Annotated in this window: 14 protein-coding genes; 10 read left to right on the plus strand and 4 right to left on the minus strand. The window is 60.9% G+C overall.

Going from position 1 to position 12,653, the window contains the following annotated elements; genetic code table 11:
- Positions 1 to 43 precede the first annotated feature (43 nt).
- From trpB to accD, 3 genes are all read left to right on the plus strand, one after another.
- On the plus strand, positions 44 to 1,255 hold the full coding sequence (gene trpB, locus L0U79_RS11270; protein ID WP_233842374.1) for a tryptophan synthase subunit beta: 1,212 nt from the start codon (positions 44 to 46) through the stop codon (positions 1,253 to 1,255).
- On the plus strand, positions 1,252 to 2,052 hold the full coding sequence (gene trpA, locus L0U79_RS11275; protein WP_233842375.1) for a tryptophan synthase subunit alpha: 801 nt from the start codon (positions 1,252 to 1,254) through the stop codon (positions 2,050 to 2,052). The genes trpB and trpA overlap by 4 nt, the downstream gene beginning before the upstream one ends.
- A 229-nt stretch (positions 2,053 to 2,281) precedes the next feature.
- Positions 2,282 to 3,151, plus strand: coding sequence for an acetyl-CoA carboxylase, carboxyltransferase subunit beta (accD, locus tag L0U79_RS11280; RefSeq protein WP_233842376.1), 870 nt, complete (start codon positions 2,282 to 2,284; stop codon positions 3,149 to 3,151).
- Positions 3,152 to 3,475: 324 nt separating this feature from the next.
- On the opposite strand, the gene L0U79_RS11285 is transcribed toward accD, so the two are convergent.
- Both L0U79_RS11285 and L0U79_RS11290 read right to left on the minus strand, forming a co-directional pair.
- The gene (locus L0U79_RS11285; protein ID WP_233842377.1) at positions 3,476 to 4,051 is read right to left on the minus strand and encodes a phosphatase PAP2 family protein; all 576 of its coding nucleotides are present in this window, start codon (positions 4,049 to 4,051) and stop codon (positions 3,476 to 3,478) included.
- A complete protein-coding gene (locus L0U79_RS11290) occupies positions 4,020 to 5,180 on the minus strand; it encodes a glycosyltransferase family 1 protein (protein ID WP_233842378.1) in 1,161 nt (386 codons plus the stop codon). The genes L0U79_RS11285 and L0U79_RS11290 overlap by 32 nt, the downstream gene beginning before the upstream one ends.
- 175 nt (positions 5,181 to 5,355) lie before the next feature.
- Here L0U79_RS11290 and L0U79_RS11295 point away from each other — a divergent pair, with 175 nt between their 5' ends.
- The 7 genes from L0U79_RS11295 (at position 5,356) to L0U79_RS11325 (ending at position 9,899) form a co-directional block, all read left to right on the plus strand.
- A complete protein-coding gene (locus L0U79_RS11295) occupies positions 5,356 to 5,790 on the plus strand; it encodes a DUF4399 domain-containing protein (protein ID WP_233842379.1) in 435 nt (144 codons plus the stop codon).
- 91 nt (positions 5,791 to 5,881) lie between these two features.
- Positions 5,882 to 7,282: a glutamate--tRNA ligase gene (gene gltX, locus L0U79_RS11300; protein ID WP_233842380.1), complete on the plus strand. Its 1,401-nt coding sequence runs from the start codon at positions 5,882 to 5,884 to the stop codon at positions 7,280 to 7,282.
- 28 nt (positions 7,283 to 7,310) lie between these two features.
- Positions 7,311 to 7,580 carry a hypothetical protein gene (locus L0U79_RS11305; RefSeq protein ID WP_233842381.1) on the plus strand — a complete coding sequence of 90 codons (270 nt, stop codon included), beginning with the start codon at positions 7,311 to 7,313 and terminating at the stop codon, positions 7,578 to 7,580.
- Positions 7,581 to 7,586: 6 nt separating this feature from the next.
- Positions 7,587 to 8,090: a transcriptional repressor gene (locus L0U79_RS11310; protein WP_233842382.1), complete on the plus strand. Its 504-nt coding sequence runs from the start codon at positions 7,587 to 7,589 to the stop codon at positions 8,088 to 8,090.
- Between the two features lie 127 nt (positions 8,091 to 8,217).
- Positions 8,218 to 8,652: a MerC domain-containing protein gene (locus tag L0U79_RS11315; RefSeq protein WP_233842383.1), complete on the plus strand. Its 435-nt coding sequence runs from the start codon at positions 8,218 to 8,220 to the stop codon at positions 8,650 to 8,652.
- 46 nt (positions 8,653 to 8,698) lie between these two features.
- Positions 8,699 to 9,643, plus strand: a complete 945-nt coding sequence (locus tag L0U79_RS11320; RefSeq protein WP_233842384.1) for a cation diffusion facilitator family transporter — start codon at positions 8,699 to 8,701, stop codon at positions 9,641 to 9,643.
- Positions 9,644 to 9,734: 91 nt separating this feature from the next.
- Positions 9,735 to 9,899 carry a 30S ribosomal protein THX gene (locus L0U79_RS11325; protein WP_233842385.1) on the plus strand — a complete coding sequence of 55 codons (165 nt, stop codon included), beginning with the start codon at positions 9,735 to 9,737 and terminating at the stop codon, positions 9,897 to 9,899.
- A gap of 47 nt (positions 9,900 to 9,946) precedes the next feature.
- Here the strand turns inward: L0U79_RS11325 and hutI are convergent, their stop codons facing one another.
- Together hutI and L0U79_RS11335 are read right to left on the minus strand one after the other, a co-directional pair.
- Positions 9,947 to 11,173: an imidazolonepropionase gene (gene hutI / locus L0U79_RS11330; RefSeq protein ID WP_233842386.1), complete on the minus strand. Its 1,227-nt coding sequence runs from the start codon at positions 11,171 to 11,173 to the stop codon at positions 9,947 to 9,949.
- Positions 11,170 to 12,639: a chloride channel protein gene (locus tag L0U79_RS11335; protein WP_233842387.1), complete on the minus strand. Its 1,470-nt coding sequence runs from the start codon at positions 12,637 to 12,639 to the stop codon at positions 11,170 to 11,172. Before L0U79_RS11335 ends, hutI begins: the two co-directional genes overlap by 4 nt.
- Between the last annotated feature and the right edge of the window lie 14 nt (positions 12,640 to 12,653).

Below are 12,653 nucleotides of genomic sequence, written 5' to 3' on the forward strand. Positions count from 1 at the left end.
ACAGTCCAAGCCGCCACGTGCGTCTTCCCAGGATTTCTAACCAATGGCCACTCTCCAAGATTTCCATCAATGGCCCGATCCCCACGGACGGTTCGGCAACTTCGGCGGTCAATACGTCGCCGAAACCCTTATGGCGCCCTTGGCCGAACTTACCGAGGCCTACTTGCGCCTGCGCGAGGATCCCGAATTTCTGGCCGAACTCGATCGCGACCTTACCCATTACGTGGGGCGGCCCAGTCCGATCTATCACGCCGAAGGTTTGTCCAAGCACGTTGGCGGCGCGCGCATTCTGCTCAAGCGCGAAGACCTCAATCACACCGGTGCGCACAAGATCAACAACACCATCGGCCAGGCCTTGGTCGCCAAGCGCATGGGCAAGCCGCGCATCATCGCTGAAACCGGCGCAGGCCAACACGGCGTTGCGAGCGCAACCGTGGCTGCGCGTTTCGGTTTGAAGTGCGTGGTGTACATGGGCGCCGTCGATATCGAGCGACAGAAAATCAACGTGTACCGCATGAAGCTGCTCGGCGCCGAAGTCGTGCCGGTGACATCGGGCTCGAAAACGCTGAAGGATGCGTTGAACGAAGCGATGCGCGACTGGGTGACCAATGTCGCCGATACGTTCTACATCATCGGCACCGTGGCGGGCCCGCATCCGTATCCGATGATGGTGCGCGATTTCAATGCGATCGTCGGGCGTGAAGCGCGCGCGCAAATGCTGGAGCAATACGGTCGCTTGCCCGACGTGCTTACGGCGTGTGTCGGCGGCGGCTCCAACGCCATCGGTTTGTTCCACGCATTTCTCAACGACAGTGACGTGCGCATCGTCGGTGCGGAAGCGGCGGGTGAGGGCATTGCGACGGGGCATCACGCTGCGTCGCTGGCAGCGGGTCGCCCCGGCGTCTTGCATGGCAATCGTACCTACGTGCTATGCGACGACAACGGTCAGATCACCGAAACGCATTCGGTCTCTGCTGGTTTGGATTATCCCGGCGTCGGTCCCGAGCATGCATTTTTGAAGGATGCCGGTCGTGCGGAATATGTCGGCGTTACCGATGACGAAGCGCTCGAAGCGTTCCATTTGCTCGCGCGTACCGAGGGCATTCTTGCCGCGCTGGAATCCAGTCATGCCGTGGCGCAAGCGATAAAGCTGGCGCGCGAACTGCCCAAAGACGGCATCGTGCTGTGCAATCTTTCCGGCCGCGGCGACAAGGACGTACACACGATCGCAGCACGCGAAGGAGTTCAGGTATGAACCGCATCGACCGCCGTTTCGCCGTGCTCAAAGCATCCGGTCGCACGGGCTTGATTCCGTTCGTCACCGCCGGCGATCCCGCGCCCGAGCATGTCGTGCATTTGATGCACGCGTTGGTCGATGCAGGCGCCGATGTGATCGAACTCGGCGTGCCGTTCTCCGATCCGATGGCCGACGGTCCGGTGATCCAACACGCCAGCGAGCGCGCCATCGCCAAGGGCGTGGGGCTTGCCGATGTGCTCGGATGGGTCGCTACGTTCCGCGAACGCGACAACGACACGCCCGTGGTGTTGATGGGTTACCTCAATCCGGTGGAAATTCACGGGTACGCGCGTTTCGCCAAGGAAGCCGCCGCGGCCGGCGTCGATGGCGTGTTGCTGGTGGATTGCCCACTGGAAGAAGCCGACGTTCTTGCGCCCCTGCGCCAGGCCGGCTTGCAGCAGATTCTGCTCGCCGCGCCCACCACCGCACCCGCGCGTATGGCGCAGTTGTGCAAGGCGGCGGAGGGTTTCCTGTACTATGTATCGTTCGCCGGCATCACCGGGGCAGGACGCTTGAGTACGCAGGACATCGCCGCACGCGTGGCGGATATCCGGTCTCAAGCGAATGCGCCTGTCGCCGTGGGTTTCGGTGTCAAGGATGCGCAGAGCGCGAAAGCCATCAGTGAATTTGCGGATGCCGTGGTGATCGGCAGCGCGCTGGTGGAGCGATTGAACGGTGCGAACACGGCACAAGAAATCGCAACACGGGTTGGCGATTTTCTCCGTCCGATTCGCGCGGCATTGGACGCCGCTTGATGACTCGCTCTCCCTTTTCGGAGGGGGAAGGGTGAGGCGTCGGGGCTTAGCGAAAAACTGACAATGGAACGGCTCTGACCTTTTATGGTCTAGAGCCTGGATCGAGGCCGGGTCGTCCTCGACCTTTATCTTTGGCGAAAGCGTCGCCATAGACAAAGGACACGCGCAGGAATCGCCAGACCGGGCGTGCCGGACAGGCCGCGCTTGTTTTCAGATCGAGGCGGAATCAATGAATTGGCTGCAAAAAATCATGACACCCCGCACGCGGACCCCAGGGGCTCCCGGCGGCAAGGGCAAGGTTCCCGAAGGTGTTTGGGAGAAATGCGGTGGCTGCGGCGCCGTGCTGTACAAGCCGGAGCTGGAACGCAACCTGATGGTGTGCCCCAAGTGCGGCCATCATCATGCCATCGGCGCGCGCGAGCGGTTGCTGGCGCTTCTGGATGACGGAAGCGCGCAAGAGCTCTGGGCGAACTTGGAGCCCAATGATCCGCTGAAATTTCGCGATTCGAAAAAGTACCGCGACCGCATCGTCGCCGCGCAGAAATCCACCGGCGAAAAAGATGCGCTGATCGCGATGAGCGGCAAGCTCAAGGAACAACCGCTGATGGCGGTGGCCTTCGAGTTCTCTTACATGGGCGGCTCGATGGGTTCGGTAGTCGGCGAGAAATTCACGCGCGCCGCCGAGCGTGCGTTGAGTGATCGCAGCGCGCTGGTGTGCTTCTCCGCCACGGGCGGCGCGCGCATGCAGGAAGCCTTGTTCTCGCTGATGCAGATGGCCAAGACCTCCGCTGCGTTGGCGCGTTTGCGCGAAGCGGGCGTTCCGTACATCAGCGTGCTGACGCATCCGACGACTGGTGGCGTGTCGGCCAGTCTTGGCATGTTGGGCGATATCAACGTCGCCGAACCGAAAGCCTTGATCGGCTTTGCCGGTCCGCGCGTGATCGAGCAGACAGTGCGCGAGACGTTGCCGGAAGGTTTTCAGCGTTCGGAGTTTCTGCTGGAACACGGCGCCATCGACATGATCGTGGACCGCCGCGAGATGCGCGACAAACTTTCCGATGTGTTGAACATTTTGCGCAAGGTGCCGCGCGCGGCATAAAGTTTGTGCTTGACAATTGCACGTGATGCCGCCTTCGGGCGGCATCGTCGTTTCTAAGATCGGAAAAATTCGCACGCTGCGAAAACGAATGTTTTCCACAGCAAATGTGGACGCTTCTTGGAAAAGCCTGTGGAAAACTCGCACACGCAACTGTGCGATCAAGCACTTGGCACACCGTGATGAAATTTTGCGCAGAAAGTGCGCGCAGTTTTCCACAAGCGTTGTGGAAAGTATCCGGTAGAGCCTGTGGATAGGTGCGCTATCTCGTTGAGCGCAAAGCGTATGCGCACAGCATGACTAGCCATTGATCAGCGCAAAAATTGATCAGGCGAACAAATGCGGCGCGCTGTGCACGATCCACAACGACAGCGCGCCGAGACCGCTGCCAACAAACATTGCAGCCAATACATCGCTGGGGTAGTGCAAACCGAGAATCACGCGCGATGCCGCCACCAGCGCGGTGAACGTCAACAGCAGCGGCGCGAGCATCGGGTAATACGCCAGCGCAACGATGGTGAAACCCACCGCTTGCAGCGTGTGACCCGACGGAAAACTGAATTCGTCCAGCGGCGGCACATGCGCGATGACGCCGGGGCAGGTGCGGAACGGGCGCGGACGACGCGTCCAGCGCTTCAGAATGCGATACAGCAACAGCGCGACCAATCCCGTGACGGCCATGTGTGCGGCGGCTTCCAGACCGCGCAGGCCGTCGATCAGCGCCAAGGCGAGCATCAGCGCGTACCAGAACACACCATCGCCGAGGCGGCTGATGATGCCGAAGAACAAGCCGACAGCGTGACGCGCGCCCCAGCGGTTGGCGGCGATGCACATGCGTCGGTCGAACGCATGGCGCGGAAGAACGGCGGACTCAGGCCGGTGCGATGGTGACATGACGGTCATGCATGTTCTCCTCGACCAGTTCGCGCAACAGGTTTTCGAATTCGCGGATCACCGCTTCCGGCGACAAACGCTCCACGCTGACGGTGGCGGCGTGTCCCATATGGCGAATCAAATCGATATCGCCGCCCAGCGTGACCGCTGCCGACGTAAAGGCGCGGGCATCGCCGGACGTGATACGGAAACCGTTGATGCCATCGATCAGATGTTCGCGCGCGGCGCCTTCGGCATACGCCACCACCGGCAAACCGGCGGCGAGCGCTTCCAAAATCACGTTACCGAAGGTTTCGCTGAGGCTCGGGAACGGAAACAGATCGGCGCTGGCGTAGTGCGCGGCCAGGTCTTCGTCGCGCTTCATACCGACAAAGTTGAAATCGGGATGCGCAGCTTGCAGCGATGCGCGCGCGGGACCATCGCCGACCCACACATAGCGCGCTTTCGGTGCGACCTGCTGGATGGCGCGGAAGGTCTCGACCGCAAGCTCCAGATTTTTCTCCGGCGCGATGCGTCCCACATAAAGCACGACCGGCGTATCCGCATCTACGCCCCAGCTTTCGCGCAAGGCGTTGTCGCGCTTGGACGGATGAAACAGCTTGGTGTCGACCGCGCGGCGCAGCAGGCGCGCATGATCGACGCCCATCGCGGTCAGTTCCGCAGCGAGTGCGTCGGTAGGAACCAGCGTGACATTGGCGCGCTGATGGAAGCGGCTCAGATATCCGTGCACGATGGGGGTCAGAAAACCTACGCCGTAGTGATCAGCATACGTATCGAAACGCGTGTGGAAGCCGGTGGCGACGGGAATGCCTAATCGCACCGCGGTCTTGACCGCAGAGCGTCCCAGCGGACCTTCGGTCGCGACGTAAATCGCATCGGGACGGCGTTCGGTCCAGCGATGGCGCAGCGTGCGCGGCGCGGGAAGTCCGAAGCGAAGACCGGGATAACGTGGCAGCGCCGCGCCGCGTGTTTCCAGTGCATCAATGCCGGGCTCGTCGACGTGGCTGACGATTTGGCGGGGACGGACGAGATCGATCTCGTGGCCTCGTGCGGCCAGACCCGTCGCCAGACCATGCACGGTGAGTGCGACACCGTTGATCTCAGGCGGATACGTCTCGCTGATGATGCCGATACGCATGGCGCATCCTCGTCTTGTACGGCGATAGCTTGAGCTCGTGTCGTTTCGTGGCGATGGCGGAGACGTGACAGGCCGGTTACGGGTGTTACCGAATGCGGAAAAAGCTGGTTTTGGCGAACGCTGGTGGACTAGATTGGGTGAATAGGCTTTTTCGACCCGAAACAGGAGACTTCCAATGAAACGTCTGCTGCTTGCGTTCGCCTTCGTTGCCGCCCCTGCTTTTCTCTGCGCAGCGGAAACGCCAGCCTTACCCGTGACCAAAGCTCCTGCGGGCGCGGAGGTCTACATCATCTCGCCCCAAGATGGCGCCACGGTGTCGCAAAGTTTTACCGTGCGATTCGGCCTCAAGGGCATGGGTGTCGCGCCCGCAGGCGTGACCCACGAAAACACGGGACATCACCATTTGCTGGTGGACGTCAAAATCATGCCCTCGGCAGGCCAGCCCATCCCCAAAGACGAGCAGCATCTTCATTTCGGCGGTGGACAGACCGAAACAACGCTGAAGCTGCCGCCCGGTACCCACACGCTGCAGCTGGAATTGGGCGATTCGAACCACATTCCGTTCGACCCGCCGATCGTGTCGAAACCGATCACTATTCACGTGAAATAAGCGGTATTCCCCTTTCCCGCGGGGGAAAGGGGAGTTCCCCCTCGGTATCGGTTAAAATTTCGCGTTCTGCCCCGGCGCAACGCTAAACATCATGACCGTCCGCACCCGCTTCGCTCCCAGTCCCACCGGCTTCCTGCATATTGGCGGCGCGCGCACCGCGCTGTATTGCTGGCTGGAAGCGCGTCGTCGCGGCGGCGAATTCCTGCTGCGCATCGAAGACACTGATCGCGAGCGTTCCACCGACGAGGCCGTGCAGGCCATTCTCGACGCCATGCAATGGCTGGATCTGAGCGCCGACGAGCAGCCGATTTATCAAACGCATCGCCTGGAACGCTACAAGCAAGTAGCGCAAGAATTGCTCGCGGCCGGCAAGGCGTACTACGCCTACGAAAGCAAAGAAGACATCGAAGCCATGCGCGAAGCTGCCATGGCGCGCGGCGAGAAGCCGCGCTACAACGGCTATTACCGCGATCGCAACGAGCCGTATCGCGAGGACCCCAATCGCGTGATCCGTTTCAAGAACCCGCTGGAAGGCTCGGTGGTGTTCGACGACAAAGTGAAGGGCAGGGTGGAATGGTCCAACGCGGAGCTGGACGATCTGGTGATCTTCCGCTCCGACGGGTGGCCTACTTACAACTTTGCCGTGGTGGTCGACGATATCGACATGGGCATCACGGAAGTGATTCGCGGCGACGACCACGTCAACAACACGCCGCGCCAGATCAACATCTATCACGCGCTGGGCGCCAAGGTGCCGGAGTTCGCGCATCTGCCGATGATCCTGGACAAGGAAGGCAAAAAGCTTTCCAAGCGCACCAATTCGGTCAGCGTGATGGAGTACCGCGAGAACGGTTTTCTGCCGCACGCGATCCTCAACTATCTCGTCCGCCTCGGCTGGTCGCACGGCGATCAGGAAATCTTTTCGCGCGAAGAAATGATCAAGCTGTTCGACGTCGGCGATGTCAACAAAGCCGCGTCGCGTTTCGACGTCGAAAAGTTGATGTGGCTCAACCAGCACTATCTGAAAACCGACGATCCGCAAACGCTGGCGCCCGAGTTCGCATGGCATCTCGCGCGCGCTGGCATCGACGCAAGCAAAGGGCCAGCGCCAGCCGAAGTGATCGTGGCGTTGCGCGATCGCGTGCACACCTTGAAGGAAATGGCCGAACGCGCGGCGATTTGGTACGGCCCGATCGTTGAGTGGGACGACAAAGCAGTCGCCAAACACCTGAAAAACGAGAGCGCCGCGCAAGTGCTGAGCGCCGCGCGCGAATTGCTCGCCACCTGCGAGTGGAAGCCGGAGCCGATTCATCAGGTGATCGAGCAAGTTGCCGCAAAGCTGGAACTTGGCATGGGCAAAATTGCGCAACCGCTACGCGTAGCCATGACCGGAACGCAGGTGTCGCCGTCCATCGACCACACGATTTATCTTACCGGACGCGACGTCGCGCTCAAGCGCATCGACGACGCGATCGCGTTGGCGCAAGCCTGATCGTCGGCGCGCAAACGACAACACATACATGGACGAGCTGCTCGCCAAAGCCACGCAAGGTGTGGATCTGAATGCGCCCGACGCCTATCTGCACATCTTCATCAACTTGATGGCGATGATGCCCTGGGTCGCGTTGTTTTGGTGGAATCTCGCGTTTATCGCCGTCGGGGCCTTGCTAGGTTGGTGGCGAGGGCGATTGCTAGCCGGCGTAATCTGGGCGGCAGTGCTGGGGCCCATCGGCTGGATAATCGTGCTGCGCGCCCCCAAATTGGCTAAGCCGCCGCCGCTGCCACGGTAGCGGTGTATGATCGCCGACGAGGTGAACACGTTGAGCAACAGCACAACCACCAAGCATGCACATCACCATCACGAGAGTCCCAAAGACTTCGTGGCGGCGGTGGAACATGCCAGCGAGGAACGCGGCCTTCGCCTTACGCCGCTGCGCAAAGAAGTGCTGGAATTGATCGCCGCGGCCGGCAAGCCGGTGAAGGCATACGACTTGCTCGATCATCTGCGCGAACGTCACGGCAACGCCGCGCCGCCGACCGTTTATCGTGCTTTGGACTTTCTGTTGGAGCACGGCTTTATCCATAAGCTGGAATCGATCAACGCCTTCGTCTCCTGCCATCACCCGGCCGAGGCGCATCAGGTGCCGTTTCTGATTTGCGATGTTTGTTCCAGCGCCCAGGAAGTCTGCGACGAGCGCGTCGCGGAGCTGATCGAGGCCCAGGCCAAGACTTTCGGCTTCCGCCCCCAGGCGCAAACGCTGGAAGTTCACGGCGTGTGCAAGCAGTGCCGTAAGGCCTGATTCCCCAATCCGATTCCCCAATCCTCGGCTGACGCACCAGCACGCCTTGCGTGCGGGCATTGGATGTTATAATGTATCAAAACTAGCCGATACCCGCCGGCCATTTCCTTATGGTGCCGTCCCGCCCATGGATCCCACACCAACGCAGCCGAATGCTCGCTTCTGGAACCTTGCCGATCGCGTTGGCGCGACCGCGTCGTTCCTGTGCGCCATTCACTGCGCCGCGTTACCGTTCTTGCTTGCCGTGCTCCCGTTGCTGGGCCTGAGCTTTCTGGGCGGCCGCGCGTTCGAACGGTGTTTTGTGCTGTTCGCCAGCTCGCTGGCGTTGTTTGCGCTGGTCAACGGCTATCGTCGGCACCATCGCGCGCTGCCGCTGCGTTTGGCGCTGCCCGGCCTTGCGCTGCTGATCCTCGGCGTCACCTTCGCGGAAAATTATTCGATCGTCGTGCATAGCGTGATGGTGACGTGCGGCGGTTTGCTGGTCGCCACCGCGCACTTCACGAATCTTCGATTTGATCGCCTGCACGGTCATGTGCATGGTCCGCAGTGCGCGCACGGCTGATGTGCAGTGATTGTGTAACGGCCGCATCGCTTTTTAGCATGGCGATATGAATCACGTGCACAGCCACGCCGACCATCATCACGATCACGCACATCCTGCGGGAACGATGGGGCGCGAGCGAAAACTGCTTTTCGCGTTCGTCCTTACCGCAGGGATGATGATCGCCGAGGTCATCGGCGGCTGGTGGTCCGGATCGCTCGCTTTGCTGGCCGATGCTGGGCATATGCTGGTGGACGCGGCGGCGTTGATGCTGGCCTTGTTGGCCGTGCGCATGGCGCAGCGTCCCGCCGATGCGCGTCGTACTTATGGTTATGGCCGCATGGAAGTGCTGGCGGGTTTCGTCAATGCGCTGACGCAATTCGTGCTGGTCGGTTTCATTGCCTATGAAGCGATCTCGCGCTTTTTCAAACCGGTGGAAATTCTCTCCGGCGTTATGTTCGGAGTCGCAGTCGTCGGCTTGCTGGTGAATCTGATCGTATTGCGCAGCTTGCATGGGCATTCGCACGACGATGTCAACATTGGCGCGGCGAGTTTGCACGTGCTGGGCGATCTGCTCGGTTCGGTCGGTGCGGTAATCGCCGCGTTGTTGGTGCGCTGGCTGAACTGGAATTGGGCCGACCCGGCGTTATCCGTGCTGGTGTCGTTACTGATTTTGAACAGCGCATGGCGATTGCTGCGACGTTCCACGCACATCCTGCTGGAAGGCGTGCCGGAAGGCATGGATCCGCACGAAGTGGAAACCGTGTTGCGCGACGCCGACACGTCGATTCGCGATGTGCATCATGTGCATGTGTGGCAGGTGGCGTCCGGTTCGTTCATGGCGACGTTGCATCTGGAATTGCATGATCGGAACGACGACGCGCGTGCGTTGGCATCGGTCCATCGCATTTTGTTGGAGCGCTTTGGCATTCAGCACGCCACGGTGCAGATCGACCCAGGGCATTGCCCGGACGGCAGTCCCGGTTGCGGTACGCAGCACCATCGTCACTAGCCCGGTTCCAGTTTCTACTCCCGCTTGCGCTTTGGCGGGCCGCTGCTAGGATGATTAACCATCAACCGTATGTCGAATCAAGGAGTTTCCTATGGGTAAGGGCGATCGTAAAACCCGTCGCGGCAAAACCTACCGTAACAGCTACGGTAACTCGCGCGCGCACTCCGTGAAGCCTGCCGTGACCGGCGCCAAGACGACCGTGACCAAGCCGGCCGCCGTCAAAAAGGCTGCCGCTCCGAAGAAAAAATCGGCCTGAGCGATCCGCTCGCCGAAACGAAAAGCCCCCGTTTATCGGGGGTTTTTTTATGCCTGAGTCGAAACCGATACGCCGCCGATCCACACTTGCCGCACCAGCGCGCCGCCAATCCAGTAGCAAAGCTCCGCCGGTTGCGCAACGTTCCATACGACCAGGTCCGCGCGCTTACCTACCGCGAGTTCCCCGCGATCAGGCAGACCCAGCGCGCGGGCTGCATTCACCGTAATACCGCGCAGCGCTTCTTCGGGCGTTAAGCGGAAGAGGGTGCACGCCATGTTCGCCGCCAGTCGCACGGAAAGCAGCGGCGACGTACCTGGGTTGCAGTCGGTGGCGATAGCGATGGGAACGCCGCTCGCGCGAAGCGCTTCGATAGGCGGCAGCTTGGTTTCGCGCAAGGCATAAAAAGCGCCGGGAAGAAGCACGGCAACGGTTCCCGCGCGCGCCATGGCGTCGATGCCTTTGTCGCTGAGATATTCCAGGTGATCGGCGGATAGCCCGTTGAACTCGGCCACCAACGCGGCGCCATCCAGATCGGAGAGCTGCTCCGCGTGCAGCTTTACACGCAACCCAAGCTGGCGCGCATGTTCGAACACGCGCTGCGTTTCCGCACGCGTAAAGCCAATGCCTTCGCAGAAGGCATCGACGGCATCCACCAGACCCTCGTTGGCTAACGTGGGAAGCAGTTCGCTGCAAACCAGCGCAACGTAGTCGTCGCGGCGTTCTTTGTATTCGGGCGGTAAGGCATGCAGTCCGAGAAAGCTGGTTTGAACATGGATGCCAAGCGCTTGTCCGAGCCGGCGCGCCGTGCGCAGCGTGCGACGCTCTGCGTCCAGTTCGAGGCCGTAGCCGGATTTGATTTCCAAGGTTGTTACGCCGTCTGCCAGCAGCGCACGCGCGCGCGGCAAGGATTGCGCGAACAACTCGTCTTCGCTGGCGTTGCGCGTGGCGCGTACCGTGGAGACGATGCCGCCGCCGGCGCGCGCAATCTCTTCATACGTGGCGCCATTGAGGCGCATATCGAATTCCTGCGCGCGGTCGCCGCCGAAGACGAGGTGCGTGTGGCAGTCGATCAAGCCTGGCGTAATCAGCGCGCCATTCACGTCATGCACTTCGCGTGCGGAGGATGCGGCGTTGGAAGGCAAATCGCGCATCGAGCCAAGCCACGCGATCTTTCCATCCAGGCACGCGATCGCCGCGTCGCTTATCAATCCGTAACCGCTATCGCCGGCAAACGTCGCGAGCGTTGCGTGCGTCAGCAACAGATCCCAATTCATGGTTTGGTTTCTTTGGTTTCGGTGTGAGTGGGAACGACCGGTTCGCCATACGTGCTGGTGTTGCCGATATCTTCCACTGGCGAAGGCGGTTCGGCATTTTTTCCCGCCTCGTTGCGCGCGGCTTGCTGTCGTTCGAAATCTTGGATCATGCGCTCGGCGAAATCTTTGTACACGGGCGTCGGCGAAAAAATCGACGCCGCCGCGCGTCCCAGCAGGCAGGCCGCCATGATGGGTATCACCATATCCTGGTTGTTGGTCAATTCCATCGCGATCACCGCGGAGGTGAGCGGTGCGCCAGTTACGCCGGATAAATACGCGCTCATGCCCAGCAGTACCACCGCGGCCTCGGGGATATGCGGAAGAAAGGTCGCGATGTTATGACCCAGGCCTGCGCCGACTGCCAACGCTGGAGAGAATATGCCGCCGGGAATTCCCGCCCAATACGACACCACGTTGGCCAGCAGTTTGAGGATGCCGAAACTTTGCCCTGGCGTATCGGGCATATCCTGCACAAACGCGCGCGCTTGCGCGTAACCGGTGCCGTAGACCGCATTGTGCGAGAGCACGCCAATAGCGGCTAACGCAAATCCGCAGCCGATCGCAAACAATACCGGAAAGCGTTCGCGCAACCTGCCGAGCGCCGCGAGCGGGCCACGCCTGCTCAGCAGAATCAGGCGCGCGAACAACCCTCCGCACAATCCGCAGATAATCCCGCATTGCAAAACTGCCAGCCACGCGTATCCCAGCGGCAAGCTCGTCTGCACCGTGCCGAAATAGGCGTAGTTGCCGATGATGCCCATCGACACCACGCCGCCGACGAATACGGATGTCAGCAACAAGCCGCTGAAGCGATGCTCAAACGTGCCAGCCAATTCTTCAATCGCAAACACCACGCCCGCCAACGGCGTATTGAACGCCGCAGCGATGCCGGCCGCACCGCCGGCAAGAATAAATCGCGATAGCGCGGTGCGATCGGTGAAGCCGAAGCGCTTACCCAGCCAATGCATCAAGCCCGCGCCGACATGCACGGTGGGCCCTTCGCGGCCGATGGACGCGCCGACCATCAGCGCCAATAACGTGAGCGCCATTTTGCTTGCAGCGATGGGCAGCGCGAGCATGCGCGAACGAAAGCCCTCATCGTCCACGTGGATGGTGGCGATCACTTGTGGAATGCCGCTGCCGCGCGCCGCGCGCAGTCGTCCTTGCGTTACCCAGCACAGTAAGCCGAAGACTGTCGGTGTCAGAATCAGCGGAATCCAAATGCCATGGGCGACGATCTTGTTGAAGATCGCATAGGCGAACTCACTGGCCTTGGCAAAAAAGATCGCGGAGAGCGCCACCAGCACCGCGCCGCTCCAAAGCGCAATGCGGCGCTTCCATTGATAGGGCGCAAAGAATTCATGCCCGAGCACCGCCCGCAGGCGGGGATTGGACGCTTTCGGCGATGGTGCAGGGGATTCGGACATTCATCCATTATGAC

The sequence above is a fragment of the Dyella sp. 2HG41-7 genome, assembly GCF_021390675.1.
Taxonomy (GTDB): domain Bacteria; phylum Pseudomonadota; class Gammaproteobacteria; order Xanthomonadales; family Rhodanobacteraceae; genus Dyella_B.

Bases quoted from the DNA above. Each gene is read 5' to 3' on its own strand.
- trpB (WP_233842374.1), top strand. From the start codon at position 44: ATGGCCACTCTCCAAGATTTCCATCAATGGCCCGATCCCCACGGACGG.
- trpA (WP_233842375.1), top strand. From the start codon at position 1,252: ATGAACCGCATCGACCGCCGTTTCGCCGTGCTCAAAGCATCCGGTCGC.
- accD (WP_233842376.1), top strand. From the start codon at position 2,282: ATGAATTGGCTGCAAAAAATCATGACACCCCGCACGCGGACCCCAGGG.
- L0U79_RS11285 (WP_233842377.1), bottom strand. From the start codon at position 4,051: ATGACCGTCATGTCACCATCGCACCGGCCTGAGTCCGCCGTTCTTCCG.
- L0U79_RS11290 (WP_233842378.1), bottom strand. From the start codon at position 5,180: ATGCGTATCGGCATCATCAGCGAGACGTATCCGCCTGAGATCAACGGT.
- L0U79_RS11295 (WP_233842379.1), top strand. From the start codon at position 5,356: ATGAAACGTCTGCTGCTTGCGTTCGCCTTCGTTGCCGCCCCTGCTTTT.
- gltX (WP_233842380.1), top strand. From the start codon at position 5,882: ATGACCGTCCGCACCCGCTTCGCTCCCAGTCCCACCGGCTTCCTGCAT.
- L0U79_RS11305 (WP_233842381.1), top strand. From the start codon at position 7,311: ATGGACGAGCTGCTCGCCAAAGCCACGCAAGGTGTGGATCTGAATGCG.
- L0U79_RS11310 (WP_233842382.1), top strand. From the start codon at position 7,587: ATGATCGCCGACGAGGTGAACACGTTGAGCAACAGCACAACCACCAAG.
- L0U79_RS11315 (WP_233842383.1), top strand. From the start codon at position 8,218: ATGGATCCCACACCAACGCAGCCGAATGCTCGCTTCTGGAACCTTGCC.
- L0U79_RS11320 (WP_233842384.1), top strand. From the start codon at position 8,699: ATGAATCACGTGCACAGCCACGCCGACCATCATCACGATCACGCACAT.
- L0U79_RS11325 (WP_233842385.1), top strand. From the start codon at position 9,735: ATGGGTAAGGGCGATCGTAAAACCCGTCGCGGCAAAACCTACCGTAAC.
- hutI (WP_233842386.1), bottom strand. From the start codon at position 11,173: ATGAATTGGGATCTGTTGCTGACGCACGCAACGCTCGCGACGTTTGCC.
- L0U79_RS11335 (WP_233842387.1), bottom strand. From the start codon at position 12,639: ATGTCCGAATCCCCTGCACCATCGCCGAAAGCGTCCAATCCCCGCCTG.